The organism is Gemmiger qucibialis (assembly GCF_027689445.1).
Lineage (GTDB): Bacteria > Bacillota > Clostridia > Oscillospirales > Ruminococcaceae > Gemmiger > Gemmiger qucibialis.
This window is the reverse complement of record NZ_JAQFEN010000010.1, coordinates 67,353-93,757: the sequence shown is the minus strand read 5'-3', so window position 1 is coordinate 93,757 and position 26,405 is coordinate 67,353. Positions and strand designations below refer to the sequence as shown.

The following is a 26,405-nucleotide window of genomic DNA, read 5'->3' as shown; positions in this document are numbered from 1 at the left end:
AACACCTTTTTTCGATTTTCTTCATAATTTTTTCGATTTATTTTTGGATAAGGTGTACAGTGTCGTTTTAGCGCACTTTCTTGTTTCTATCCCCTCCCCAACCAAAAACATTTGCTTTTTGCTCTTCTATATAATAGTATAGTAACAGCTTTATCTTTTGGTATATTCCTTATCTCTACATAAAGGAGCCTTGCTTCATCATGCTTTTAGCTTTGAACATCGGCAACACCAACGTAACTTTCGGTGGATATGATTCCGCCGGACAGCGCGTGTTTGCTTCCCGCTTTTATTCCGATAGTGCCCTGAGCTCGGACGAACTGGTCTACAAGCTTGTCAACATGCTGGCTCTCTATCATATTCAGCCCCGTGATGTGGACGCGGCGATCCTAGCCAGTGTGGTTCCCGTCCTGACCAGCCGTATGCGCGAAGCCCTGGAGAAGATGACCAACGCCCCCCTGATGGAAGTCGGCCCCGGCTTAAAGAGCGGTGTACGCATCCGCATGGATAATCCCGCCCAGCTGGGCGGTGAGCTGCTGTGTGCCGCTGTGGGCGCCTTGCAGACCCACAAGCCACCCCTTCTGGTCATGAACATGGATACCGCCGCCACGTTGGTTGCCGTGGATGCCGAGGGCAGCATTGTGGGCGGTGTGATTCTGCCCAGCCCGGCGCTAAGCCTTTCGGCCCTGGTACGCAACACAGCCCAACTGCCGCAGATTGATATGGAGCTGCCTGCCAAGCGCTTTTTGGGCACCAACACAACGGACTGCCTGCACAGCGGTATTGTGAACGGCAGCGCCCTGATGCTGGATGGCCTGTTTGCCCGCTGCCGCGCCACCCTGCATGCACCGGATGCCCCGGTCATTGCCACCGGCACCCTGCCCGCCAGCATCCGGGATGCCTGCGCCACCCCCATTGAATATAACGGAACGTTGATTCTGGACGGCCTGTATTCCATCTGGAAGCGCAACGTCAAAAAGTAAGTTCAAAAACAATTTCTTTCTCGCCTTATCCAGCACAACAAAAGCACCCCGCATTCCATAGCCGCCGGGCTAAATGGAATGCGGGGTGCTTTGCTTTATGCTATCTTCTCAAGTTTCTTATTTCAGGATGCCGGTTGCTTCATCGAAGTGGCAGGTCTTACCGTTGATCTCCACCGTGCCGTGTGCCATTGCACCGGTGATGAGGTCAAAGTAGTAGGTACCGTTCTCGTTGGTATTCCAGCCCTTGATCATCTGGCCGTTTTCGTCATAGCGGACCCACTTGCCGCCGTCAGATTCCTGGTAAACATCCTTGGAAACTGCCTTTGCGCCGTTGGCATCGCTGTCCAGCCAGTACCAGCCATCACTTTCGGGGTCATAGATCTCCTTGCCGCGGCCTTCCAGGCCCTGGCGCTGGCCGTTCTCGTACCAGTAGTCCTTGCCGTTCTCCTGCTTCCAGGCGAGGTTCAGACCAATGCCGGTGGTTTCGTCAAAGCTGCATGGCACGCCGTCGATCTCAACATCGCCCTTTGCCATTGCGCCAGTGATGGGGTCAAAGTAGTAGGTGCCTTTCTCGTTGGTGTTCCATCCCTTGATCATCTTGCCGTTTTCGTCATAGCGGACCCATTTGCCGCCATCGGATTCCTGGTAAACGTCCTTGGAAACTGCCTTTGCGCCGTTGGCATCGCTGTCCAGCCAGTACCAGGCATCGCTTTCGGGGTCATAGATCTCTTTACCGCGGCCCTCGGTACCCTGTTTGACACCGTCCTCGTACCAGTAATCCTTGCCATCCACGGTTTCCCAGCCGTTCTTGGACTTCTTGATGGTGATGGTATCCACCACGCTGTCATCGGTGCTGCGGTAGGTAGTCACGGTAAAGGCATCCTTGGTAACATTGGCAACAGAGTAGTTGGGAACCTTCTCCTGGTTCTGCACAGCAGTGTATTCAAAGGCTTCCTCGGTGATCTTATAGAACTTGCTGCCGGAAGCAGAGTTCATGGTAATGTACTGAACACCATCGGGGTTGGTCACTTCGGTCAGGGCGCTGCCGTCAGCGTTCTTCTGAACATCAGCCGTCATGCCGCTTTCGCCGCCCATGATGTAGCTGCGGGCGTAAACGTGGTCATGGCCCTGCAGGACAATATCAATGCCCAGCTGGCTCAAAATCGGGGAAAGACCGTTGCGCAGCGTGACGATATCGGATTCCGTTACATGGCTGGCAACGCTGTAGATGGACTTATGGAAAGAAACCACTTTCCAGGTCACATCAGGGTTGGCCTGGATGGTTTCTTCCAGAAATGCCTTGTGTTCGGCAATGCTCAGGCAACTGGTGTTCAGCACCATATACAGGGTGTTGTTGTAAGTAAAGTAGTAGTCACCGTCACCGGTAGACTCAGAATCCACAGCGTTATCGCCATAGGCATCGCCGCTGACCTGACCGTACTTTTCGCTGATGTTGGGCAGGGTAAAATGCTGTCCGTACAGGGCGGTGTTGTAGCCGCAGTCATGGTTGCCCAGCTCGGTTGCCAGCGGCAGCTGGGTCAGCTGCGGGGCGTTCAGGAAGCCGTCATACTCTTCTTCCACCTGGCTCAGGTTGCTGGTGTCGTACTTATAATAGGCGTTGATCTGGTCACCCATGCTGAACAGGAAGTTTGCATTGGGGGCTTTGGCCAGGGCGTGGTTCAGGGTGTTGGTCCAGCCGCCGTTGTCATCGTCAATGCTGCCACTGCAGCCGATCTGCGGGTCGCCGAATACCAGGAAGGTGTACGGCTCATCTTTGCCAAAGGTCTGGGTGGTGTAGGTTTTGGTTTCGCCGTAATGGGCTTCGTCCTTATCGGCGCTGACAGCGTATTCATAGGTGGTGTTGCTCTGCAGGCCGGTCAGGGTAACGGTATTCTTGTACCAGCCTTCGCTGCTGGTGGGGGCCACGGCAGCCTGCAGTGTGGTCATCTCGCCGCCCTGTACGCCGTATTTCAGCATGCCGCCGGTGGGGGTGCTGCCGTACCATGTCACGTTCACGGAATCCTGGGCAGCACCGATGTTCATCACAACAGCTTTCACATCATGGCTGTTGGCGTAAAAAGTAGGGGCATCGACCGCCACGGTTTCCGCCGGGGCAGCGGCTTCGGGGGTGGCTTCCTCGGCCAGCACCGGGGTAACGGTCATGCCCGCGCTCATGATCAGCGCAAGGGCACAGGCAGTCAGACGATTCCAGTTCTTCAAATTCACTTTTCTTCACACACACTTTCTATTCATCCGAATCAAATTCTGGCGGGAGTTTCAGCAATGCCCGCTCCCGGCTTTTGAGGTATATCTACAGCCCGCTGATGCAGGCATTGCTTTTATCGTTTCAGCGGCCGGTACAGTGCCGCGCATATCCCGGAGGTAATGGGCACCCCCAGCACCACACCCAGGGTGGATGCCACGCCCTGCGCCACCTGAATGGCGGCGTAATCCGATGCAAACAGCTGGCTGGAATGCCAGCCGTATGCCATCAGCAGCAATAGGGTGGTCACAGCCTCACCGGCAAAAGCTAAGATTAATGTGTTGCTCATTGTGCCGATCATATCGCGGCCAATGCGCATGCCCGCGGCAAACAGCTGCAGACCGCTCATTTTCCCATCGGCTTCCCGCAGCTCGTGCAGGGAGGATGCCAGCGAAAGCGCCACATCCATCACAGCGCCCAGGGAGGAGATCAGAACCGCTACCAGCAGCAGCCAGTGCAGTTCCAGCCCGGTCTGCCCGGCCACCAGCACAAGGCCCTCACCGTTGGTATCGTTCATGCCGGAAAGGTGCAGCAGCGTGCTGAACAGGTAGAACACACCTCCCGCCAGCGCCACGCCCGCCAAAGTGGAAAGCATGGCCGCCCATGTTTTGGGGCTGGGCGGGTTGAGCAGCAGCAGGCTGACCAGGGTGCACACAGCCAGCGCCGCCACCGTAAGCGGCAGGGACGGCAGCCCGTGGTAGATGCCCGGCAAAATCAACCAGGCAATCATTGCCCCGGTAAAGCCCAGGCCCAGCAGGGTGCGCACGCCTTTCCAGCCGCCGATGGCCACCACCGCGGCGGCAAACACCGCCAGGATCAGCACCAGCACCGGGGCGCGGTCGTAATTGTATACGGTATAGTAAGCATCCGCGCTGTCGGGCAGGTCCTCACAGATAATGGCGGTTTCCCCCTGGCGCAGCCGTACGTTCTGGGTGCGGGTCAGGTAGTTGGCAATGGTCACTTCGGTACCCTTGTTAGCACCTTCCAGCAGCAGGATGCGCAGTTCCTGGGTGCCCATGCTGCGGGCAGGGTCCAGCTGGTCGGGCTTGGTATCATCCCGCAGCACTTCCACAACGCGGCCGCGCACATAATGCAGACTGGAGATGTTATCCCCTTTGTAGCGGCCTAAAGCGTCCCAGTCATAGTCGCGGCAGGCCAGCACCAGCAGCAGTGCAACTGCCGCCAGCACCACCCAAAACCTCAGCACCTTGCTGTGGGATTTTTTTCTGCATTGCTGCAGCAAATTTTGTATGGTCATTCTGTTCCCTGCCTTCCGTAGCCTATTGTACGGCGAAATTTAGCCGGTATCGACCATGCTGCCGTATAGTTTGTGTAAAGAACTGAACATTTTTTGCTGTGCCCTGCAAGCGTTCTGTAAAGTGGGTAAGGGTGCCGTAAAGTGTGTAAAATAATGCAAAAGCCCTGTACCACAGCAGCAGAAACAGTTCTGCCGCCGGGTACAGGGCTTGTATCAAATCATCTATAAATTTCTGCATTAAAAAATCCCCTGCGCAGCAAACGCTGCACAGGGGATTTGGAACCGAGTGATTATTCCGGCTGGATTGCACCAGTGGGGCAAGCACCTTCGCAAGCACCGCAGTCAACACAAGCAGAAGCATCGACAACGGCCTTGTCCTCGAGGCTGATAGCGCCAACGGGGCAGGTGTCAACACAAGCGCCGCAAGCAACGCACTCGTCAGTAACCTTATGAGCCATGGTAATCTCCTTATCTCCGCACAATTCATGTAAGCCCGCCCGGATCCTGTGCGGTTGGCTTGAGCCCCGGACGGCACGCTTTTCGCGTTTGTATTATTGTAGCACGGAAACCTTCGATTTTCAAGGCATTTGGTAAATTTCACGCGGGGTTTGCCGCCCGGCGCATAAAATCAGACTTTTCGGCATACTGTTAGTTTTTACTAACCAAGTTTCTTCTCAGGTATGGTCGGGATCCGGCTCAACCGGTGCGCGACGGCCCCCGCGCAGGTAGGTACACTCGCTCCGTTTATAGATTTTCGGAGCAAGGCTTTCCACATTGCTGCGCACCTTCAGGGTACCGGCTACCACATTGGCTTCCAGCACAGTACCCTCGCCGTCCGGCGTGCGCACCACACTGCCGGGCTGCGGGGTGATGGAATTCAAGTATTCATAGCTCTTCTGCTCGTAAGCCAAGCAGCACATCAAACGGCCGCATGCACCGCTGATCTTGGCCGGGTTCAGACTCAACCCCTGTTCCTTTGCCATCTTGATGGAAACCGGCTGGAAGTTTTTCAAAAACCGGCTGCAGCAGAACGGCTGGCCGCACACGCCCAAGCCGCCCAGCATCTTGCTTTCATCGCGCACACCGATTTGGCGCAGCTCAATGCGGGTGTGGAACTGCCCGGCCAGGTCCTTGACCAGCTCGCGGAAGTCCACACGGTTGTCGGCGGTAAAATAGAACACCAGCTTGCTGCGGTCCAGCGTGTACTCGGCATCCACCAGCTTCATCTGCAGCTTATGGGCGGCAATGCGCTTTTCGCACAGTTCAAAGGTGGCTTTCTCGTCCGCACGGTTCTGGCGCATGCGGCGCACATCCACGCCGTCCGCCAGCCGGATGACCGGCTTGATCTCCCGCGGGAAGCTGCCGGAGGCAATTTCATGTGCGCTGCGCACGACCTCGCCGCATTCCACGCCGCGGGCCGTCTCCACAATCACAAATTCCCCTTCCTTGATTTCCAGCTCCTTGGGGTCAAAGTAATAGGCGCGGCCGCTTTCCTTAAATTTAACAGAAATAACTTTCATTTCAATATCCTATCTATCGGGATTGGTGTATCGTTTCAGGGGGTACCTGCCCTACCTGGCAGCCATTTCCATGCCGCACACGGTCAGGGCAAGGCGCAGATTGCCGTTTGCCTTCATGGCGCGGCGGGCGGCTTCCGCCGCGCGCAGGATCCGCGCTGCGGTATCGGGCTGAACGCCGTCAAAACCGGGGCGGCGCAGAGCGGCGCTGGCGGCCTGGGTCGCCTGCCACAGCACAGCGGCAGCGCTGTCCTTATCTTTTTCATAGCCCGCCAGCAGCGCCTGCACACGGTAGGTGTCCTGCTGCTGGGCCTGGCGGCACAGCTCCCGCGCCGCAGCACGAGCCGCCTTGGCCGCCGGGTCGGTCAGCGCTTTCAGGCACAGGCCAATGTGCCCCTCATACAAAAAAGCCAGATCCTGTGCATTCTGTTCGTTCAGCTCCGGTTGTGCTGTGCGCAGGGCAGCGGCACATTCTTCGGTCGGCACCGGTGCCATGGTGTAAGCCGCACACCGGCTGCGGATGGTGGGCAGCACCGCCGCCGCACTGGAAGCCGTCAAAAGGAACATGACTCCCTCCGGCGGCTCCTCCATAATTTTCAGCATTGCGTTGGCCGAAGCCCCATTCAGGTTCTGCGCGCCATAAATAAACAGCACACGGCCCTCTGCATCCGAAGAAAGGGCTGATTTCTGGATATTCTGCCGCGCATCCCGGATGGCTTCCACCTTGATCTGGCCGGAAGCCCCCTCCCCACGCACCACAATGGATTCGGTATCCTGCCCGCGCAGAACCGCCTCGGCATGGGGGCCACCATTGGGGTACAGATAATCCGCCGCCAGGCAGCGCGCGGCAAAGCCGGCACCGCAGCCCGGCTCCCCCACCAGCAAAATGCTGTGGGCGATCCGCCCGCTGCCCAGCGCCGTCTTTAAGTCCTGTTTCAGTTCACGGTTGCCCGCAATGCGTTCCAGCATTGGCATTACAGCTTTTCAAACCGTTCTACGTTGGTCACAAAAATGGTTGCGCCGCCAACGGTCACCTCAATGGGCATAGCGGTTTCCAGCCCAACGCCGATGGAAGCGGTGCCGGGAACGATCTCGGTGCGCTGTTTGCAGCAGCGGGAGATCACCTTGATGCAGTCGTCCACACGCTCGTCCTCGGTGCCGATCAGCAGGGTCATGTTGCCCGCCATCAGAAAGCCGCCGGTGGTGGCCAGGCGGGTCACATAGAACTTTGCCTTGATCAGCTCGTTACAAACATTTTTGGAATCTTCTTTATTTACAATCGCAGTAATCAGTTTCATGGTCAAAACCTCCATTTTGTGATTGAAATTCTGTCACACCAAAAGTCCGGTCGGTACAAACCCCGCCGGGGCTGTATGGTTCAGGCAGCACCGCACATCTTTGGATGATGCTGTACCACCTTTATTCGTTTCCCCCGCCGAAAATGCCGCATCGCCTTATTTCCGGTTGATTTTTTTCTCCCAGTCTTTGCGGCGCTTGTAGCTCACAATAGCATCCTTGGCCGTTGTGAACATCTCACCACCAAAGAACGCCAGGAACCCGGCAATGCCGAACAGCAGGCTGACCCTGCTGGCAAAGTTGCCGGTCAAAAACTCCAGCACCCACATAGCCGCAGCCGCAATACCCATCCATTTCATCTTAATGGGCAGGATAAAGAACAGCAGCACCTGCTGCTCCGGCCACATCCACGCATAGGCAAAGAACAGGCTGAGGAAAATGCCCGATGCACCCGCGCTCCCGGTGATCAGGCAGGCGACCAATGCACCCACCATGCCCACCAGGATGTACATCATAAAGCGGAAATCGCCCCACGCGCGCTGCAATGAGTTGCCGACCCACCAGCGGAAATACAGCGTCAGCAGCAACTGAATGCCCGTTGACAGCGGCGGAACAAACAAAAAGGTCACAACACGCCAGATCTGCCCGCTCATTAAAGAAGTCCTGTTCAGCGTGATGGCATAGTAGAAGTTCTGATTGATGACCATCACAATGACCCAGGCAATCAGCTGCCCGACCAGGATAATGTTCATCAGATTGGGGATGCCATACCGTCCCCATCGGCGTTCCAGCTTATCGATCCAGCGCATAAGCCCTCCGGTTTGTTGAAAATTCAGCATTTTCCGCCCCGTCCGGCACAGTTTTCCACAACCATAGTGGACAGTCAGGGCGGTAAACTGTGTGTTTATTGTAGCATCTCCAGGGTAAAAGTTCAATATTTTGTTGTCGAGCCGGCATATATCCCCATGAAAAAACAACTTTTGCGTGTAAAGTGTGGAAAACCCGTTTAGTTTTCCACACTTTCAACCGAGTTTTCAACATTTTCACCGTGGAAAAGGTGAATACATTGCGTTGATAACCTCGGTGGGATATCCAAAGCGTTGAAACATGCGACAAAAGCTGCCTTTGGCTGAAAGAATAATGAATAAATAATAAAGAATAATGCCGGTGTGCGTGCCGCGCACGCACATTTCAAATAGGCCCGACGCCCCTATTGGAAATATCTCTCTTCTTATTTTCCATCTCTCCCCTTATCTCCCAATAAAAAAAACGCGCCCAGCCCAATTTTTTTGAGCCGAGCGCAGCGAAGGCGATCCACCTTCATTATTCTTTATTATTTATTATCTATTCTTTTTTAATTTTTCCGTGCTCACCACCGTCAACACATCCCCATCCACCTTAAACTTTACCTCCACGCCGCCAAAGCTCAGACCGTACAGGCGTTCGGGGTCGTGCTGGTAGCTGGGGCGGGGGTCGCTGCGGAGCACACCGAGTAGGGCATCCCGCTTGTCCGCCGGGATCTGTTCCAGCACTTCCGGTTCCGCCTGTACCTGCAGCGTATAAAACTTTGTGGTGTCGGTAAAGCCGCCGCGGGCATCCGGGTGAGCGTCCACATAGGGCAGGTAGGGCTTGATGTCAAAAATCGGCGTACCATCCAAAAGGTCGGCCCCGCCAACGGTCAGTACCGGTCCCTGCGGGGTGTTGGGTTCCACTTTCAGCAGCTTTACGCTGGAAAGCCCCAGCGCATTGGGCCGGAACGGGCTGCGGGTGGCAAACACCCCCATGCGGGTATTGCCGCCCAGCCGCGGCGGGCGCACGGTGGGGCGCCAGTTGGTGCCATCCTGCCCGGCCTGCACCACGGTGGAAAATTGCCACACCAGCCAGATATAATCGTACCCATCCAGCCCGCGCACCGCATCCGGGCTGCGGAACTCCGGTTCAAACACAATGCGTGCCCGCAGTTCCTCTACCAGCCCGCTCTGCCGTGGAATGCCGAATTTTTCCGAGAAGTCCGTTTCAATATGCGCGATCTGCGCCAGCGTGTAAGCCATCTTTCCCTCGTTTTGTTTCTTTGTCCGGGTATGCTGCTGTTACCGCCCCAAAATCCGTTGCAGCAGTCCCTTCGGCTTCCGGTCGGCCTCCGCCAGGCGGCGGTAATACTTCCAGTCGCCCTCATAAATAGAACCCCAGCAGCTGCGGTTGCGGCGCAGGTGCGGCCCTTTTTCAAAAATACCGGTCAAAAATTCTGCGCACGCCTCGTCCGTCACATAGCGTGCCGCGCGGGAGCTTCCGTCCGGTGCCAGAATCGGCGCATGGCACATCGCAAGGAACTTTTCATCGTCCCGGTCGATCTCATCGATTGCCGCGATCAGCGCCGCCGTATCCGGGTAATCATCCGCGCACAAAAAGGCCGCAGGGTTAAATTCCTGCTTCACATCCGGCGCGCCCCAGTAAATGGGCACCGTGGCTGCGGCAAAGGCATCCACGATTTTTTCGGTGCAATATCCCGGCCCGCGGCTGTTCTCATACGCAATAGAGAATTTATACCCACGCTGGAACGCCAATTTGTCCGTCACCGGCCCGCCGATGTTGTTCATATAGCCACCGCCGCTGTCCACTGGGCGGTAGGCATTCAGCGCAGCAAAAAATTCATTGCGCTCGTTGGAATAGTCATTGCTCACCACAAAGTTGCAGAATTTTTTCTTTGCCAGCAGTTCCTCATCCGGTACCGTATGCTTGGTCAGAGCCGGAGCCCAGCTGTTGCGCATGGCGTACAGCGGTAGCCGCAGGTAGCGCCCATCAAAATCCAGCACCTCGAACCCCATGGCATAGTCATACAGGTTCAGGTCCGGCCAGCTGTCCTCGCCGGAAAACTGGATGCGGCAGCAATCATACTTCAAAAAGTCAAAGCCAAAAGTCCCGCAGAGTACAAAATCCGGCTTTTCCTCCGGCCCATTGCAGAACGTGATCTCCCACCCGGCATGTTCCAGCGCCTGGGTAAAATAGTTATCGCGGGCGTCCCAGTCCGGGGCCAGGTCACAAAACGCCAAGCGCACCTGCTTTTTCCCCGGCATTTCAGCCCTCCCCGCGCTGGCGCAGCCAGGCATATTTCAACATTGCGGTCACGGTTTTGCTGTCGCGGATTTCGTCCGTCATCACCATCTGCAATACATCGTCAAACGGCAGGCCTGCCACATCCAAAAATTCCCCATCGTCCAGGTGCTGGCTGGTGGGTTTCAGGCCCTTGGCCGCCCAGATATAAATTTTCTCGCTGTCATAGCCCACAGTCGGGTACAGCACCCCCAGGTTGATGAACCGTTCCGCCGTCACGCCGCACTCTTCTTCCAGCTCACGCTTGGCTGCTTCAAACGGGTCTTCGTCCTTTTCCAGTTTGCCGGCCGGCAGTTCCCACAGTTCTTCTTTCAATGCGTAACGGTACTGGCGCACCATCAGCACCTTGTCATCATCTGTCAGGGGCAGAATGCACGCCCCTCCGTTGTGGTGTACCACCTCGCGGAAGCTGGTCATGCCATTTTCCAGCTCCACCTGGTCCATGGTCACGCGGAACACGTTCCCCTTAAAAATTTCTTTGGAGTTCAGTTTTATTTCGGTATGCTGCATGGCAGATCATAGCTCCCTTCCTATCATCCGGCTGGATGTGTTTCTATTAAATATGTACATTTCCCGGCCTGTAGTCGGGCTTTGCTTGCCGTTTTATACTTACTTTGATTGTAATTGTCCCGCCCCGCCCTGTCAAGCTTCCGGCGTATTTTCCATTGGCTGTGCCGTTTTATTTTTCAAATTTTCTCTGCTTTCTGGCTTTTGTTTTGTCAGCCGGTCCATTTTTGTGCTGTTTTTCTGATTTTTCAGCCTATGCAGTCCTATTTATTTCCCTGCTTCAGCCAATTTGCACAAAACTCTCCCACAAAACGGTCAACCTGCACACAAGCGCGCAAAATTTTTGTGCAACATTCTAACCGAATAGGCTTTACTATTCCGCCCCTTTTTTGGTAAAATAAGCTTAAGCAAGAGCGCCATCTGCCAGGTTCGCAAGGGTTTGGCCGGGTGGTACTGCCTGTGGGCTTTTGCCGCAGCCTACCCGCTGCAAGGAGCAAGTATTGCAGCAGGGGCACACAGGTGCTAATCTAACTGGGAATGTCCCTCCGGCATTCCCTAGTAAACGGAGGAAAAAAAATGCCAAGAGCAAAACAGTCCATGGATGGCAATACCGCGGCTGCGCATGTAGCTTATGCGTTTACCGATGTTGCTGCCATCTACCCGATTACCCCCTCCAGCCCGATGGCAGACACTGTTGACCAGTGGAGCGCCGCCGGCCTGAAGAACATTTTCGGGAACCAGGTCAAGGTTGTTGAAATGGAGTCCGAGGCTGGCGCCGCAGGTGCTGTGCACGGTTCTCTGGGCACCGGTGCTATCACCACCACCTTCACCGCTTCTCAGGGTCTTCTGCTGATGATCCCCAACATGTACAAAATCGCAGCCGAGCAGCTGCCCTGCGTTTTTGACGTTTCCGCCCGTACCGTTGCTACCCAGGCCCTGAACATCTTCGGTGACCACAGCGACGTTATGGCCGTTCGTCAGACCGGTTTTGCCATGCTGTGCGAATCCAACCCTCAGGAAGTTATGGATCTGAGCCCCGTTGCTCACCTGTCCGCTATCGAAGGCCATGTTCCGTTCGTGAACTTCTTCGATGGCTTCCGTACTTCTCACGAGATCCAGAAGATTGAAAAGTGGGATTACGAAGACCTGAAGGAAATGTGCAACATGGAGGCTGTTGAGGAGTTCCGTGCCAAGGCTCTGAACCCCGAACATCCCAAGATGCGCGGTTCTCACGAAAACGGCGACGTTTTCTTCCAGCATCGTGAAGCCTGCAACCCGGCATACGAGGCACTGCCCGCAGTTGTCGAGAAGTACATGGCCAAGATCAACGAAAAGCTGGGCACCAACTATGACCTGTTCAACTACTACGGCGCTCCCGATGCAGACCGCGTCATCATCGCTATGGGCTCCATCTGCGACGTTGCCGAAGAAGTTGTTGACTACCTGACCGCTAAGGGCGAGAAGGTTGGCCTGGTTCTGGTTCGTCTGTATCGTCCTTGGGTTTCTTCTGCTCTGCTGAAGGTTCTGCCCAAGACCGCAAAGAAGATCGCAGTTCTGGACCGCACCAAGGAGCCCGGCTCCCTGGGCGAACCCCTGTACCTGGATGTTGCCACCACCCTGCGTGAAGCTGGCATGAACGATGTTGTCCTGACCGGCGGCCGTTACGGCCTGGGCTCCAAGGACACCCCGCCGTCCAGCGTGTTCGCCATCTACACCGAACTGGAGAAGGCTGATCCGAAGCCTCGCTTCACCATCGGCATCACCGATGACGTCACCAACCTGAGCCTGCCCGAAGTCAAGCCCGCTCCGATCACCTCTGCTCCCGGCACCAAAGAGTGCAAGTTCTGGGGTCTCGGCGGCGACGGCACTGTCGGCGCAAACAAGAACTCCACCAAGATCATTGGCGACCATACCGACAAGTACATTCAGGCTTACTTCCAGTATGACTCCAAGAAGACCGGCGGCGTTACCATCAGCCATCTGCGCTTTGGCGATAAGCCCATCCGCAGCCCCTACTACATCAACCAGGCTGACTTCGTTGCCTGCCATAACCCCGCTTACATCCACATGGGCATGAAGATGGTCCAGGATGTCAAGCCGGGCGGCGTGTTCATGATCAACTGCCAGTGGACCGATGAGGAGCTGGACGAGCATCTGAACGCTGCTGATAAGAAGTACATTGCTGATAACAACATTCAGCTGTACACCATCAACGCTATCGATAAGGCTATCGAGATCGGCATGGGCAAGCGCACCAACACCATCCTGCAGTCTGCTTTCTTCAAGCTGGCTGACGTTATGCCCATCGACGAAGCTGTTGAGTTCATGAAGGCCGCTGCCAAGAAGAGCTACGGCAAGAAGGGCGACGCTGTTGTCCAGATGAACTGGAAGGCTATCGATGCCGGTGTTGACGCTGTCCATAAGGTCAACGTCCCCGAGAGCTGGCACAACCCGGCTCCCGATGCTGCCCCGAAGGCCCTGAAGGGACCCGATGCACTGGTCAAGCAGATCCGCGACGTCATGGAGCCCATCAGCCGTATGGACGGCGACAGCCTGCCTGTTTCTGCCTTTGAAGGCAACGTCAACGGCGAGTGGGAGCAGGGTGCTTCTGCTTACGAGAAGCGCGGCACCGCTGTTATGGTTCCCGAGTGGGATGCTGAGAAGTGCATTCAGTGTAACCAGTGTGCATTCGTCTGCTCTCATGCTACCATCCGTCCGTTCTGCCTGACTGCTGACGAAGCTGCTAATGCTCCCGAAAGCACCAAGCTGGCTGACACCAAGCCCAAGGCTAGCGAGTACAAGTTCACCATGGCTGTCTCTCCGCTGGACTGCATGGGCTGCGGCGAATGTGTCACCGTCTGCCCGACCAAGGCGATCGAGATGAAGCCGCAGGAGAGCCAGGCTGCACAGCAGGCTGCTTTCGATTACTGCGTCGAGAACATCCGCAAGAAGGACAACATCCCTGGTGTTGTTTCCGATATTTCCGTCAAGGGTTCTCAGTTCAACCAGCCGCTGCTTGAGTTCTCTGGCTCCTGCGCAGGCTGCGCCGAGACTTCTTACGCCCGCCTGATCACCCAGCTGTTCGGCGAGAAGATGTTCATCTCCAACGCCACCGGCTGCTCCTCCATCTGGGGCGGCACCGCTTCCATCAGCCCGTACACCACCAACAAGGAGTCTGGCTTCGGCCCCGCTTGGATCAACTCCCTGTTCGAGGATAACGCTGAGCACGGCCTGGGCATGCAGATTGGTTACGAGACCGTTCGTGCCAACCTGATCACCAAGGTTGAAGCTCTGAAGGGCAAGAATGCTGATCTGGATGCTGTCATCGACAAGTACCTGGAAACCAAGAACAACACCAAGGCCAACGACGCTCCTGCCAAGGCCCTGATCGCTGCTCTGGAAGCCTGCGGCTGCGATGAATCTAAAGAGATCCTGAAGGATAAGCAGTACCTGGCCAAGAAGAGCTTCTGGATCTTCGGCGGCGACGGCTGGGCATATGACATCGGTTACGGCGGCCTGGATCACGTTCTGGCTTCCGGCCACGACGTCAATGTTATGGTCTTCGATACCGAGATGTACTCCAACACCGGCGGACAGGCTTCCAAGGCCTCCAACATCGGTGAGGTTTGCCAGTTTGCTGCTGCCGGTAAGGAAATCAGCAAGAAGAGCCTGGCCGAGATCTGCATGACCTATGGCTACATCTATGTTGCTCAGATCGCTCTGGGCGCTAACATGGCTCAGGCTGTCAAGGCCATTGCTGAGGCTGAGGCTTACCCCGGCCCGTCCATTATCATCGGCTACGCTCCCTGCGAGCTGCACGGTGTTAAGGGCGGCATGACCAACTGCCAGAACGAGATGAAGAAGGCCGTTGAGGCTGGCTACTGGAACCTGTTCACCTTCAACCCGGCACTGAAGGCCGAGGGCAAGAATCCGTTCACCCTCACCTCCAAGGCTGGCAAGATGGACAAGTATCAGGAGTTCCTGGCTAACGAGACCCGTTACAGCCGCCTGAGCCGCGCATTCCCGGATCGCGCTAAGGCCCTGTTCGAGAAGAACCAGGAAGCTGCTGAAGCTCGTTACACCCACCTGACCAAGCTGGTTGACCTGTACAAGTAATTTGTCCGGTCCGCGGCGCTGCCGCTAAACCAGTAATATAAAACCCCGCCCCGCGCATCCGATACGGTTTGCGCGGGGCGGGGTTTTGTTATCTCTTCCTCTTCGCTTTCTCCCTGTAAATAAACCCAATAAAAAGGCACAGCCCCCGGTTCTTCACCCGGCGCTGTGCCCTTTTTGTTTATCTTATCCTGTATTAAAGTTTCTTCGGTTTCTTCTTTTCAAAGAAGGAACCTCGTCACTCCAATTATTCTTCGTCCTCGCCCTCAGTGTCCGGTGCGGCGTCCTCAGCAGCCTCTTCGGCGGCTTCGGCTGCGGCAATGGCTTCCAGCTCTTCAGGGGTCGGGTCAGTCTCGCCATCATCCTCCGGCTTGGCTGTTTCGGCGGTGGCATCGCGGTCCACGCGGGCCAGCACGGCTACCTTGTCCTCGCCAATCAGGCGCATCACGCGCACGCCGCTGCCATAGCGGGACTGCACGTTGATGTCATTGGCGTGCATGCGGATCAGAATACCGTCCTGGCTGATGAGGATCAGGTCATCGGTATCATCCACAATCTTGATGCCTGCCACACCGCCGCGGGTGTAGTTGCGGATGCCCAGACCACCGCGCTTGGTAATGCGGTAGTCATCAATCAGGCTGCGGCGGCCTTTGCCGTCCTCGGTGACGGTCAGCACGGTTGCGCCGGGGCGGCAGACGCCCACGCCCACAACATAGTCACCATCACGCAGCTTGATGACACGCACACCATGGCCTGTGCGGCCCATAGAGCGCGCTCCAGCCTCGCTGAAATGGATGGCGGCACCATCATGAGTGGCCACGATCAGCTCGTCCTCGCCGCCTGTCAGGTGGCACCAGACAAGGGCATCGTCCTCGTTCAGCGCAATGGCGTTCAGGCCGCCCTTGCGGATGTTGCGGAACTGGGAAAGCGGCGTGCGCTTGATCAGGCCCTGCCGCGTTACCATCGTGATGTAGCTGGCATCCTCATCCATGTTGGCGGGCTGGCGCATCATGATGGTAACTTTCTCGCCCTCCTGCAGCTGCAGCAGGTTGGCAATGTGGCTGCCCTTGGCGGTGCGGCTGCCCTCGGCTACCTGGTAGCCTTTCAGGCGGTACACACGGCCCTTGTCCGTCATGAACAGCATGTAGTCATGCGTGGAGCCAACAAACAGTTCTTCGGTAAAGTCATTGTCTTTCTGGGTCATGCCGGCCACACCGCGGCCGCCGCGGTTCTGGGCACTGTAGGTGTCCACCGCCGTGCGCTTGATGTAACCTTCATGGGTCAGGGTAAAGACGCAGGTCTCTTCGGGGATCAGGTCCTCAATGTCCACTTCGCCGGAAACCGCCTCAATGGAGGTGCGGCGGTCGTCACCGTACTTGTCGGCCAGAGCCGTCAGGTCGGTCTTGACGATCTCCATGGTGTGGGCGTCGTTGGACAGGATATCCTTGTAATTTTCAATGCTGGCGCGCAGCTGGCCCAATTCCTCGTCGATCTTGAGGATTTCCAGGCCTGCGAGACGTCCCAGCTGCAGTTTTACGATAGCATCGGCCTGCGGGTCGTCGAAGCCAAAACGCTCCATAATGGCCGCCTTTGCCTCTGCAAAGCCGCCCTTGCAGGCGCGGATGGTGGCGATGATCTCATCCACAATATCCACAGCCTTGCGCAGACCTTCCAGGATGTGCTCGCGGTCCTGGGCTTTTTTCAGCTCATACGCCGTGCGGCGGCGGATGACCTGGAACTGGAAGTCCAGATAGCGCTGCATCATGGTCTTCAGGCTCATGATCTTGGGCACGCCGTCATCCAGCGCCAGCATGATTACACCCACGGTGTCCTGCAGCTGGGTGTAGCGGTAGAGCTGGTTCAGCACTACCTGCGGGTTGGCGTCCTTCTTGATCTCGACCAGGATCTTCATGCCAGTGCGGCTGGAGGACAGGTCGTTCAGGTCGCTGATGCCCTCAATGCGCTTATCTTTGACTAGGTCGCCGATAGATTCCAGCAGGCGGGTCTTGTTGACCATGTAGGGGATCTCGGTGATCACAATCTCATACCGGCCGTTCTTCTTCTCCACGATCTCGGCACGGCCACGCAGGGTGATCTTGCCGCGGCCTGTGGCATATGCCGCACGGATGCCGCTGCGTCCCATAATCACGCCGCCGGTGGGGAAATCGGGTCCCTTGATGTGCTCCATCAGGCCCGCCAGATCAATTTCCGGGTCATCAATCAGGGCAATCATGCCGCTGACGACTTCGCGCAGATTGTGCGGCGGGATGTTGGTGGCCATGCCGACCGCAATGCCCTGGCTGCCGTTGACCAGCAGGTTGGGGAACCGGCTGGGCAGCATGTGGGGTTCCTTCTTGGTTTCGTCAAAGTTCGGGTCCCAGTCAATGGTATCCTTATCAATATCCGTCAGCATTTCGCATGCAATTTTGGACATGCGGGCTTCGGTATAACGGTAAGCAGCCGGGGGGTCGCCGTCCACGGAACCAAAGTTGCCCTGACCGTCAACCAGCGGATAACGCAGGCTGAAATCCTGTGCCAGACGCACCATCGCGTCATACACACTGGCGTCGCCGTGGGGGTGGTAAGCACCCAGCACAGCACCAACCGTATCCGCAGACTTGCGGTACGGGTGGCTGGGGTCGTTGCCGCGCTCGTGCATCGTGTACAGGATGCGGCGGTGTACGGGCTTCAGGCCATCGCGCACATCCGGCAAGGCACGGGATACGATAACGGACATGGAATAATCCAAAAATGCCGTTTCGATCTCCTGCTTGACATCGCGCACAATGACCTTCGTGCCCGAACCGGGCACCATGATAACATTTTCTTCCATTCAACTCACCTTTCGGATTGTTTCAAAGCCCTTTTGCAAAAGCTTCACCGAAAATCTTCACTCTATCATCAAAATATCAAAAACAAAATTCATCAGCGTCTGGCGGCAGCGGAAATTTCCACCGTAATCCGGGGTGGTAATAGATTGCCCACACGCAGCGGGCGCACAATGTGCGCCCCTACAGGGGCCGCCATTCGCCCTGCCCCGTAGGGAACGGTCTTGACCGTTCCAAAACCTGCGGGCTTTTTGCTCCCTCTCCCCTGCCGCCGCCTTTTCTTTAACCCAAACGATTAAAGTTTTTTGCCAGGCTTTTTTTAAGCCGCGAATCAAACGTCCAGACGTGCATACTTGGCATTGCGCTCAATGAACTCCTTGCGGGGTTCCACCTGCTCGCCCATCAGGATGCTGAACGCCTCGTCGGCGCGCTCGGCATCTTCGATCTTGATCTGCACAATCACGCGGTTATCAGGGTTCATGGTGGTTTCCCACAGCTGGTCGGGGTTCATCTCACCAAGGCCTTTGTAGCGGTTCACCTTGGCGCCCGGCATCTCAGCCGAAAGCTGCTTCATTTCGTCTTCGTTGTACGCATACTTGACAGTGCTGCCCTTTTGCAGCTTGAACAGCGGCGGCTGTGCCACATACACATACCCGTGTTCAATCAGCGGCCGCATGTAACGGAAGAAGAAGGTCAGCATCAGGGTGCAGATGTGGGAGCCGTCAACGTCAGCATCAGCCATGATAAAGATTTTGTGGTACCGCACCTTGTTGATGTCAAATTCATCGCCAATTCCCGTGCCCAGTGCCGTCACAACCGGCATCAGCTTGTCGTTGCCGTAAATGCGGTCGGCGCGGGCTTTTTCCACGTTCAGCATCTTGCCCCACAGCGGCAGGATTGCCTGGATGTTGGAATCACGCCCCTGCTTGGCAGAGCCGCCAGCAGAATCACCCTCGACGATGAAGATTTCGGTCTTGGCGGGGTCATTCTCGTGGCAGTCTGCCAGTTTGCCCGGCATACGGTTGCTTTCCAGCGCACTCTTGCGGCGCACCAGATCGCGGGCCTTTTTGGCTGCGGCACGGGCGCGGGCTGCCTGGGTCACCTTTTCAAACACAGCCTTGGCAACAGCAGGGTTTTCTTCCAAAAATTCGCTGAGCTTGTTGTATACAATGTTGGAAACCAGCGTCTTGATGTAGGTGTTGCCCAGCTTGGCTTTGGTCTGGCCCTCAAACTGCGCTTCCTGCAGCTTGACGGAAACAACGGCGATCATGCCTTCGCGCACATCGCTGCCCTGCCAGTTTTCATCCTTTTCCTTCAGGTAGCCCTTGGCACGGCCAAATTCGTTAAACACGCGGGTCAGCGCGGTTTTCAGGCCTTCCTCGTGGGTGCCGCCCTCCGGGGTGTGCACGTTGTTGGCAAAAGAAAGGATCAGTTCGTTGTAGCTGTCGCAGTACTGCAAAGCAACTTCGGCCACAGCGCCGTTGGCTTCGCCTTTCATATAGATGACCTGCGGGTGCAGCGGGGTCAGGTCGCGCTTTTCATGCAGATACTGCACAAAGCTGCGCACGCCGCCCTCATAGCACATGGATTCCTGCGGCGGTACACCGTCGTTTTTCTCAATGCTTTCGGGGCGCTCATCCGTCAGGGTAATGCGCACACCGGCGTTCAGGAAGCTTTCTTCTCGCAGGCGCTTGAGCAGGATCTCATAATCGTATTCGGTGGTTTCGGTGAACATTTCCGGGTCTGGCTTAAAAGTAACGGTGGTACCCGTAGATGCCGCCACACCGATCTTTTTCAGGTCTCCATCCGGTTTTCCGCGCTTGAAACTCTGCTCGTACTCGGCGCCGTCACGGCGCACATGCACAACCAGCCATTCGCTCAGCGCGTTTACAACGCTGGCGCCGACGCCGTGCAGACCGCCAGCCACTTTGTAGCCGGAATCCTCGCCGCCAAACTTGCCGCCGGCATGCAACACGGTATACACGACCGTGACAGCCGGGATGCCCAGTTTGGGCTGGATATCCACCGGGATACCGCGGCCGTTATCACTGACTTCAATGATATTGCCCGGCTTGATGGTCACTTCAATATGGGTGCAGTACCCGGCCAGAGCTTCATCGATGGAGTTATCCACGATTTCATAAACCAGATGATGCAGACCGGAAGGGCCTGTGGAACCGATATACATGCCGGGGCGCTTGCGCACAGCTTCCAGCCCTTCCAGGACCTGGATCTGCGCGCCGCCGTACTCATGGTCGGTCGCCGTTTCGCGGTTGGTTTCGGTGATGATTTCTTCTGACATGAACTTTCCTCCCATTTCTTACGAGGTGCGGGGATTTCGGCAGCTTTTTTTTCAAAAGCTTAAACCGGCATTTCTGCCGTTATCAGGGTAAAACCTGCCCTTTGGTATATCTGGGGGTGCCTTTTTGTATCTGTAAAAATTATAGACGCTTTTTTGTCCGCCTAACGTTTTTCTGCAGTTTTACTGCCCCATATCAAACTTTGCCGCGCGGTTGCGGATGGCGGCGGTGGATATCTGGGTAATATAAACCGTATCATCGGGGAAATCTGTCAGGACAAAGCTTTTTGGCATACTGCCGCTCACATCCACAACAGCCCCTTCCTGCTGGGCATGCCGCAGGAATTCATCGGTGATCTTTGCCTTCTGGCCCGCATCGGTTGCGGTATCCAGGTCAAACACCCCGATGACGTCCCGCGTATTTACGATAAAATCCTGACCTAAGTGAAGATACATGATAATTAGTAATGAGAAATTAGCAATTAGGAATTGGAGGCAGAACAAACTGCCGGGTTTGTCTTTTGGGGATCACGGTTCAGGAATGGGATGGCACTCTGCGCCGCCCTTTGGTCGTCTCAAAATTTAGAAATTTTATTTCCGCATCGCGTCAATTTTTGCAATGTTTTCATTTTTGAATTTTGCATTTATCAGCGCTTATTTTAAGACTGCGTTTTACTTTTAGTTTTCTATTATTATAAAGATGATTAAAAGTTTTTTCCGGTTCCCTTTTTTTCAAAAAAGGGAATAAAATCCCCCGTAAAGCAAAACCTCAACCCTCCCGCACGGTTCCGTGGTCCACAAAGACCAGCTTGCCGTTGGTTCGGGCAAAGGCGGCGGAATCGCAGGTGGTCACAAATGTCTGCTTGTCCTCAATGCGGGTCAATAGATACGTCTGGCGTGCGTCATCCAATTCACTGAGCACATCATCCAGCAGCATCACCGGATGTTCGCCCAGCACCTCGCCCGCCACGCTGGCTTCCGCCAGCTTCATGCTCAGCACCGCACTGCGCTGCTGGCCCTGGCTGCCATAAATTTTTCCCGGCTGGCCGTCAATTAAAATTTCCAGGTCCTCGCGGTGGGGCCCCGTCAGGCAAAAGCCTGCCCGCAGCTCGGTGTTTTTCACCTCGCGCAGCTTGGCCGCCAGCGCTTCCGGGCTGCCCGGATCGCAGCAGGGGCAGTATTGGATCTCCAGCTTTTCTGCCCCGCTGGAAATATCACGGTAGTTCGCCGCTGCCGCCGGGGCCAGCTGGTCCAGATACCCCGCACGCCGCCGCATGACTTCGCAGCCATAGGTCACAAGCGCTTCGTTGTAGGTTTCCAGCAGAACATCCCCGCCGGGGGTGATGTCATACGCTTTCAGCAACGCATTTTTCTGCGCTACCACGCGTAAATACCGCCGTTCCGCCGCCAGGTAGCCGGGGTACAGCTGGCAGAGCGCGGCATCCAGGAAATGCCGCCGCCCTTCCGGCCCGCCTTTGACCAGGCTCAGATGGTTGGGGTCAAACGCCACCGCCGTAAAAGTTCCTGCGATCGAAGCAGCTCTTCCGCGGTCGGCTCCGTTCAGACGTACCGTCCGGCCGGGGCGCTGGGTTCCTTTGGCGCCAACGGTCAACCGTATTTCCTGGGGGCGGTCTCCCGCTTCAAATGCGGCCTCCAGCACGGCAAAGTCAGCGCCGCGCCGGATCAGCTCGGCGTCCTTTGCCCCACGGAAGCTTTTGCCCCCAGTCAGCAGCCAGACGGCTTCCAACAGGTTGGTTTTGCCCTGCCCGTTTGCCCCGCACAGAACCGTCAACTGCGGGGCGGGTTCCAAAACAGCGGCGGATAAATTGCGATAATCCGTCACCGTAAGGCGGTTCAGCCGCATCAGCAGCCCTCCGCGATCTGAACCTGGCGGCCTTCCAGCTCCACCACATCGCCCGGCACGCATTTTTTACCGCGCATGGTGCAGGGTTCCCCGTTCAGCTTCACTTCTCCGCCCTGGATCAGCTCCTTGGCTTCGCCGCCCGTTTCACACAGGCCGGCAAATTTCAGCAGAGCATCCAATTTGATAAATTCCGTGTGGATTCGTACTTTTTCCATCGTATCAGCCTTCATTCTTAAAGCGTACCGGCAGCACCAGGTAAATAAAGTCTTCGCCCTCCACCGGCAGGACCTTTACCGGGCTCAAGGGGCCGTTGATCTCCAGGCGCAGCTTTTCGCACTTGGAATAGCGCAGCGCATCCAGCAGGTAGCGGTTGTTGAACCCGATTTCCATGGAATCGCCTTCCATGCTTTCCGGCGTAAACTCATCCACCACCTTGCCCAGCGGGGTCTGGCAGCGCACAGTTACTTTATCCGGTGCAAAATTGATGCGCAGCGGGTTCTTTAAACGATCAGTAATAATCAAAGAAGCACGTTCCAGCGTATCAATAAAGTTTTTGCAGTCGATCACGACCTTGGTGCGGCTCTCTTTGGGAATCACGCTCTCATAATTCAGGAACTCGCCCTCGATCAACCGGCTCATGATGGTGTAGCCGTTGGTAGTGAACACCACATAGCGGCGGTTTGCATCAATTTTGACCGGTTCGTCCGGCCCGCCGGTGATTTTCAGCAGCTCCTGCAGCGTTTTTGCCGGAATGATAATGCGGATATCGCGGGTGCATTCCACATCCCGCTTAATGATGGCCAGGCGGTAACCGTCCAGAGCCACAACCGTCAGGCGACCCGGCTCGATCACGAACAATTCACCGGTGTGTGCGGGCTTCTTATCTTCCACAGCGACCGCATAGATGGTCTTTTCGATCAGCTCGCGCATCATCGAAGTCGGAATGGTCATGGTATTTTCGGCTGCCGTGTTGGGCAGGCTGGGGTAATCGCTCGCGTTCATGGCGGGGATCTCAAACTCTGCCACACCGCCAGAAATAATTGCCATACCTTCGTTATTCAGCTCCACCGATACGGTGCCGGACGGCATACGGCTGACCATGGAGCCAAACAGCTTTGCTTCCAAAACCGTCTCGCCGGGTACCTGAACATTGCACTCAATGTTGGTGGTGATGCCCATTTCCATATCGTAGCCGGTCAGCGTCAGCTGGAACCCTTCGGCTTTCAGGTAAATGCCCTCCAGCACGGGGATCGCCGCGCGGTTGGTGATGGCGCGGGAAACGCCGTCGATCGCAGCAGACAGCAGCGACTTGTCACATTCAAACTTCAATGTTGTCACCTCGTATATAATCACTAAACTTACAGAAAACTGTGAAGTGTTGTAGCCTGGCAGACGGTTCAGAAATCTGAAATATCCGTTTTGTATAATCCTTATTTGCTGATGAGCCTGACGGTGCAGAACACGTAAAATGTCAGGGTAAACTAGATACTTTGATAGTCATAGTAGTAGGCTACGTTGAATCTGTGGAAAAGCCTGAAACCTCTGATTCCGAAGCAATTTTTGAGGACCTGGCTTTCCGCAAAACCTCGTGGAAAGAAAAATCTCAAATGTGGAAAACCTGACCTTTCAACCTGCTCTGTGGAAAATCCGTGTTAATTGTTGAAAAATCAGTTGAAAATGTTGAAAGTCTAAAACTGCTGTCGGAACCCGGAATATCCGTTTTGAAAACCCGGAAAAAGCATGGCATGTTCTGCATATTCATGTATAAACATGCAGAACGCCGGGCGTTTCATTGTCAACCTGCAGCATGCATCAGGCACGGATGTTCTTCATGATGTCGTCCACGGTTTCCTTCAGGTGGCGGTCCTTGCCGATGTTCTTCTCCATCGTATTGATGGAGTACACAACGGTGGAATGGTCACGCTGGAATTCGGAACCGATGGCTTCCATGCTCATACCGGTGATCTCGCGGATGATATACATCGACATCTGGCGGGCGGCACTCACATTGGCGCTGCGCTTTTTCCCGCGGATGTCGGAGGGAATCACATTATAGGTGCGCGCCACTTCGTTGATGATCTTTTCAATCGTAACGGGGATGGGCTGGGTATCATTCAGTGTATCCTTGATGGCGGTCGTCGTCACGCCGATGCAGGGGGCAATACCCTCCAACATATAGTAGGCGTTCAGCTTTTTCACTGCGCCCTCCAGCTGGCGGATGTTCTGCTTCAGATGGTTGGCGATGTATTCCGCAACGTCATCAGGCAGATCCAGATTCAGCAATTCGGCCTTGCGCTTGACGATCGCCACACGGGTTTCGAAATCAGGCGGCTGGATATCCGCCGTCAGGCCCCACTCGAACCGGGTGCGCAGACGCTCTTCCAGGCTCTTGATCTCCTTGGCCGGCCGGTCGGATGCCAGCACGATCTGCTTGCCGGCATTATGCAGCGTATTAAAAGTATGGAAAAACTCTTCCTGCGTTGATTCCTTGCCCGCCAAAAACTGGATATCGTCGATCAGCAACACATCGGCTTCGCGGTATTTCTGGCGGAACTGTTCGGTCGTTGCCATTTTGACCGCGGTGATGATCTCGTTGGTAAACTTTTCGCAGTCCACATAGACGATATTGTAGTCCGGATGGTTTTTGTGGATCTCGATCTGAATCGCGTTCAGCAGATGCGTTTTGCCCAGACCGGACGGTCCGTAAATGAACAGCGGATTGTAAGCGCCGGACGGGTTTGCCGCAACCGCCTGCGCCGCCGCAAAGGCAAATTGGTTAGACGGGCCGCGGATGAAGTTTTCAAAGGTGAAATCATACCGGCCCGAGGGCAGGCTGGCTTCATCCATTGGGCGTTTTTCTTTGGCAGCCTCTGGTTCAGGCTGCGGCACAGTGAACTTGACCTCAACATCAAAGCCAAGTACAGCCTTAAACGCATCCTTCAGCAGACCCGTATAACGGTCAGACACGATCTTACAGATAAAATCATTGCGGACTTCCAGCGTGATGCAGTTGGAATTTTCAAAGCTGACCGCTTTCAGCCCGCTGATGTAATACTGGTACGTCGCGTCGGCAGTATGTTCGCGGCAATAGGCTTTGGCCGCGTCCAGTACGTCGTTGAATGAATCCATGGATACTCCCCACTTTTGTGTTAGTCAAGGCAATGCACTGCCGCCCCGCAGGCTGCCGCCCAATTTTTGCAAACAAAACACAAGCTGCCCCCCATTATAAAGTAAGAGCGCCGCATCGTTCCACAAAATTCCGGCTGCATCCGGCAGGGTATTGCTGCACGGCCTAAAATTCTTGGGCAGGCGGGCGGAGCATGCAGCAGCCGGCGGCTGCGGGGAAGATGTTGCCTTTCCCGGTCCGCCAAAACCGCTGTGTCAACCCGCGGAAAGCTGGCCCGAAAGCCCGCTCTGCCGATTTTTAGACACAGAGATACAGATATAGTATAGCATAAATTTACCCCCAATACAATTATAATAGGGTACAATTTTCCACGATATGGGCAATAAAAGTTGAAAATATGGCAAAAAATGCAGGTTTTGAACCAACATTCCACCAAATCCACACCTCACAGCGGGCTCGTTTGCATCTATTTGTCCGTTGGGCCCGCCCGCGCAGAGCGCAAAATCCAATCCTTTGCGACTGGCATTGGATCGCCGCGTGGATTTTTTCGCGGTTTGCTATTGACAAACTTGCCGTCCTTGCGCTATAATCAAAGTCTGCAAGGCTGCCCCTGTATCTACGGGCATTTGCCAAGCGTAAATCGCCAAAAAATGCCCAGTATTGGGGAAACTTTGAAGGAGGGAATACGAAATGAAGCAGACTTTCCAGCCGAAGAAGCGTCAGCGCAGCCGCGTTCATGGCTTTTTGAAGCGCATGGCTTCTAAGAACGGCCGTAAGGTGTTGGCCCGCCGCCGTGCTAAGGGCCGCAAGAACCTGACCGTCTGATTTTTCAGGCACAGGTTTCGCAAACACATGCAAACAAAGGCTGCTGATTTCTTGTCAGCGGCCTTTTTTGCTAGGAGGTACTGGAAAAAAGCCAAAGGCAGCACCGCACAATTCCCGCCTGACGGCTTAAGCACCGCTCCGGCGGCTGCGGCACGGCATCTGCGTTGCCAAAATGCTCGATAAGACATCCAGTATTATCTGCGCTTTTGGCTTAGCATCTGCCGCACCTCGCTCGCCGTATCGGCACTTAGAATTATGCGGTATTGCCCAAAATTTGGAGCATTTTCACAAAGGCAAACCCGTTTTTTCGGCGTTTTGCCTTGGCCTATAACAGTTCCGGTGCACCATCCATTCCCACTCCCTGCACGTATTAAGCCGTGCAGGCCATACAATCCTACCATGCCGGAGGAACCCCGC

General features: G+C 55.6%; 20 protein-coding genes. 3 read left to right on the top strand and 17 right to left on the bottom strand.

Translation table 11 applies throughout. The features are described from left to right. The first annotated feature begins 200 nt into the window (after positions 1 to 200). Positions 201 to 980, top strand: a complete 780-nt coding sequence (locus PG062_RS12710) for a type III pantothenate kinase (protein ID WP_114000602.1) — start codon at positions 201 to 203, stop codon at positions 978 to 980. A gap of 117 nt (positions 981 to 1,097) precedes the next feature. On the opposite strand, the gene PG062_RS12705 is transcribed toward PG062_RS12710, so the two are convergent. The 10 genes from PG062_RS12705 to PG062_RS12660 all read right to left on the bottom strand — a co-directional run bounded on the left by PG062_RS12705 (position 1,098) and on the right by PG062_RS12660 (position 10,935). Then, complete coding sequence (locus PG062_RS12705; protein ID WP_114000601.1) at positions 1,098 to 3,200, bottom strand: purple acid phosphatase family protein; 2,103 nt, start codon at positions 3,198 to 3,200, stop codon at positions 1,098 to 1,100. Positions 3,201 to 3,319: 119 nt separating this feature from the next. After that, positions 3,320 to 4,450, bottom strand: coding sequence for a YibE/F family protein (locus PG062_RS12700; protein WP_270752540.1), 1,131 nt, complete (start codon positions 4,448 to 4,450; stop codon positions 3,320 to 3,322). Between the two features lie 341 nt (positions 4,451 to 4,791). Beyond that, positions 4,792 to 4,959 carry a 4Fe-4S ferredoxin gene (gene fdxA, locus PG062_RS12695; protein WP_114000598.1) on the bottom strand — a complete coding sequence of 56 codons (168 nt, stop codon included), beginning with the start codon at positions 4,957 to 4,959 and terminating at the stop codon, positions 4,792 to 4,794. Positions 4,960 to 5,175: 216 nt separating this feature from the next. Continuing rightward, positions 5,176 to 6,021, bottom strand: coding sequence for a PSP1 domain-containing protein (locus tag PG062_RS12690; RefSeq protein ID WP_114000597.1), 846 nt, complete (start codon positions 6,019 to 6,021; stop codon positions 5,176 to 5,178). Between the two features lie 51 nt (positions 6,022 to 6,072). After that, on the bottom strand, positions 6,073 to 6,993 hold the full coding sequence (locus PG062_RS12685; RefSeq protein ID WP_270752539.1) for a DNA polymerase III subunit delta': 921 nt from the start codon (positions 6,991 to 6,993) through the stop codon (positions 6,073 to 6,075). Then, positions 6,993 to 7,316: a cyclic-di-AMP receptor gene (locus tag PG062_RS12680; RefSeq protein ID WP_114000595.1), complete on the bottom strand. Its 324-nt coding sequence runs from the start codon at positions 7,314 to 7,316 to the stop codon at positions 6,993 to 6,995. Before PG062_RS12680 ends, PG062_RS12685 begins: the two co-directional genes overlap by 1 nt. A gap of 156 nt (positions 7,317 to 7,472) precedes the next feature. Then, the gene (locus tag PG062_RS12675; RefSeq protein ID WP_270752538.1) at positions 7,473 to 8,123 is read right to left on the bottom strand and encodes a rhomboid family intramembrane serine protease; all 651 of its coding nucleotides are present in this window, start codon (positions 8,121 to 8,123) and stop codon (positions 7,473 to 7,475) included. Between the two features lie 531 nt (positions 8,124 to 8,654). Next, positions 8,655 to 9,365: a tRNA (N6-threonylcarbamoyladenosine(37)-N6)-methyltransferase TrmO gene (tsaA, locus tag PG062_RS12670; RefSeq protein WP_270752537.1), complete on the bottom strand. Its 711-nt coding sequence runs from the start codon at positions 9,363 to 9,365 to the stop codon at positions 8,655 to 8,657. A gap of 39 nt (positions 9,366 to 9,404) precedes the next feature. Next, complete coding sequence (locus PG062_RS12665; protein WP_270752536.1) at positions 9,405 to 10,388, bottom strand: glycosyltransferase family 10 domain-containing protein; 984 nt, start codon at positions 10,386 to 10,388, stop codon at positions 9,405 to 9,407. 1 nt (position 10,389) lies between these two features. Further along, entirely contained in the window at positions 10,390 to 10,935 is a 546-nt protein-coding gene (locus PG062_RS12660; RefSeq protein WP_114000591.1) for an NUDIX domain-containing protein, read from the bottom strand. Positions 10,936 to 11,508: 573 nt separating this feature from the next. On the opposite strand from PG062_RS12660, the gene nifJ reads away from it, so the two are divergent. Beyond that, the gene (gene nifJ / locus PG062_RS12655; protein WP_270752535.1) at positions 11,509 to 15,048 is read left to right on the top strand and encodes a pyruvate:ferredoxin (flavodoxin) oxidoreductase; all 3,540 of its coding nucleotides are present in this window, start codon (positions 11,509 to 11,511) and stop codon (positions 15,046 to 15,048) included. 244 nt (positions 15,049 to 15,292) lie between these two features. Here nifJ and gyrA read toward each other — a convergent pair whose 3' ends face one another. The 7 genes from gyrA to dnaA form a co-directional block, all read right to left on the bottom strand. After that, the gene (gene gyrA, locus PG062_RS12650) at positions 15,293 to 17,878 is read right to left on the bottom strand and encodes a DNA gyrase subunit A (RefSeq protein ID WP_270752534.1); all 2,586 of its coding nucleotides are present in this window, start codon (positions 17,876 to 17,878) and stop codon (positions 15,293 to 15,295) included. A 326-nt stretch (positions 17,879 to 18,204) separates the two neighbouring features. After that, positions 18,205 to 20,175, bottom strand: a complete 1,971-nt coding sequence (gyrB, locus tag PG062_RS12645; protein WP_113998929.1) for a DNA topoisomerase (ATP-hydrolyzing) subunit B — start codon at positions 20,173 to 20,175, stop codon at positions 18,205 to 18,207. A 180-nt stretch (positions 20,176 to 20,355) separates the two neighbouring features. After that, a complete protein-coding gene (gene remB / locus PG062_RS12640; RefSeq protein ID WP_113998930.1) occupies positions 20,356 to 20,628 on the bottom strand; it encodes an extracellular matrix regulator RemB in 273 nt (90 codons plus the stop codon). 313 nt (positions 20,629 to 20,941) lie between these two features. Further along, positions 20,942 to 22,036: a DNA replication/repair protein RecF gene (gene recF / locus PG062_RS12635; protein ID WP_270752533.1), complete on the bottom strand. Its 1,095-nt coding sequence runs from the start codon at positions 22,034 to 22,036 to the stop codon at positions 20,942 to 20,944. Next, complete coding sequence (locus PG062_RS12630) at positions 22,036 to 22,251, bottom strand: RNA-binding S4 domain-containing protein (RefSeq protein WP_113998992.1); 216 nt, start codon at positions 22,249 to 22,251, stop codon at positions 22,036 to 22,038. The genes recF and PG062_RS12630 overlap by 1 nt, the downstream gene beginning before the upstream one ends. Positions 22,252 to 22,255: 4 nt before the next feature. Then, positions 22,256 to 23,374: a DNA polymerase III subunit beta gene (gene dnaN / locus PG062_RS12625; protein WP_270752531.1), complete on the bottom strand. Its 1,119-nt coding sequence runs from the start codon at positions 23,372 to 23,374 to the stop codon at positions 22,256 to 22,258. A gap of 474 nt (positions 23,375 to 23,848) precedes the next feature. Beyond that, positions 23,849 to 25,165 (bottom strand): chromosomal replication initiator protein DnaA, encoded by a 1,317-nt coding sequence (gene dnaA, locus PG062_RS12620; protein ID WP_113998933.1) that lies wholly within the window; start codon positions 25,163 to 25,165, stop codon positions 23,849 to 23,851. Positions 25,166 to 25,853: 688 nt separating this feature from the next. Between dnaA and rpmH the strand changes: the two genes are divergently transcribed. Further along, positions 25,854 to 25,988 carry a 50S ribosomal protein L34 gene (rpmH, locus tag PG062_RS12615; protein WP_113998934.1) on the top strand — a complete coding sequence of 45 codons (135 nt, stop codon included), beginning with the start codon at positions 25,854 to 25,856 and terminating at the stop codon, positions 25,986 to 25,988. Positions 25,989 to 26,405: the final 417 nt, after the last annotated feature.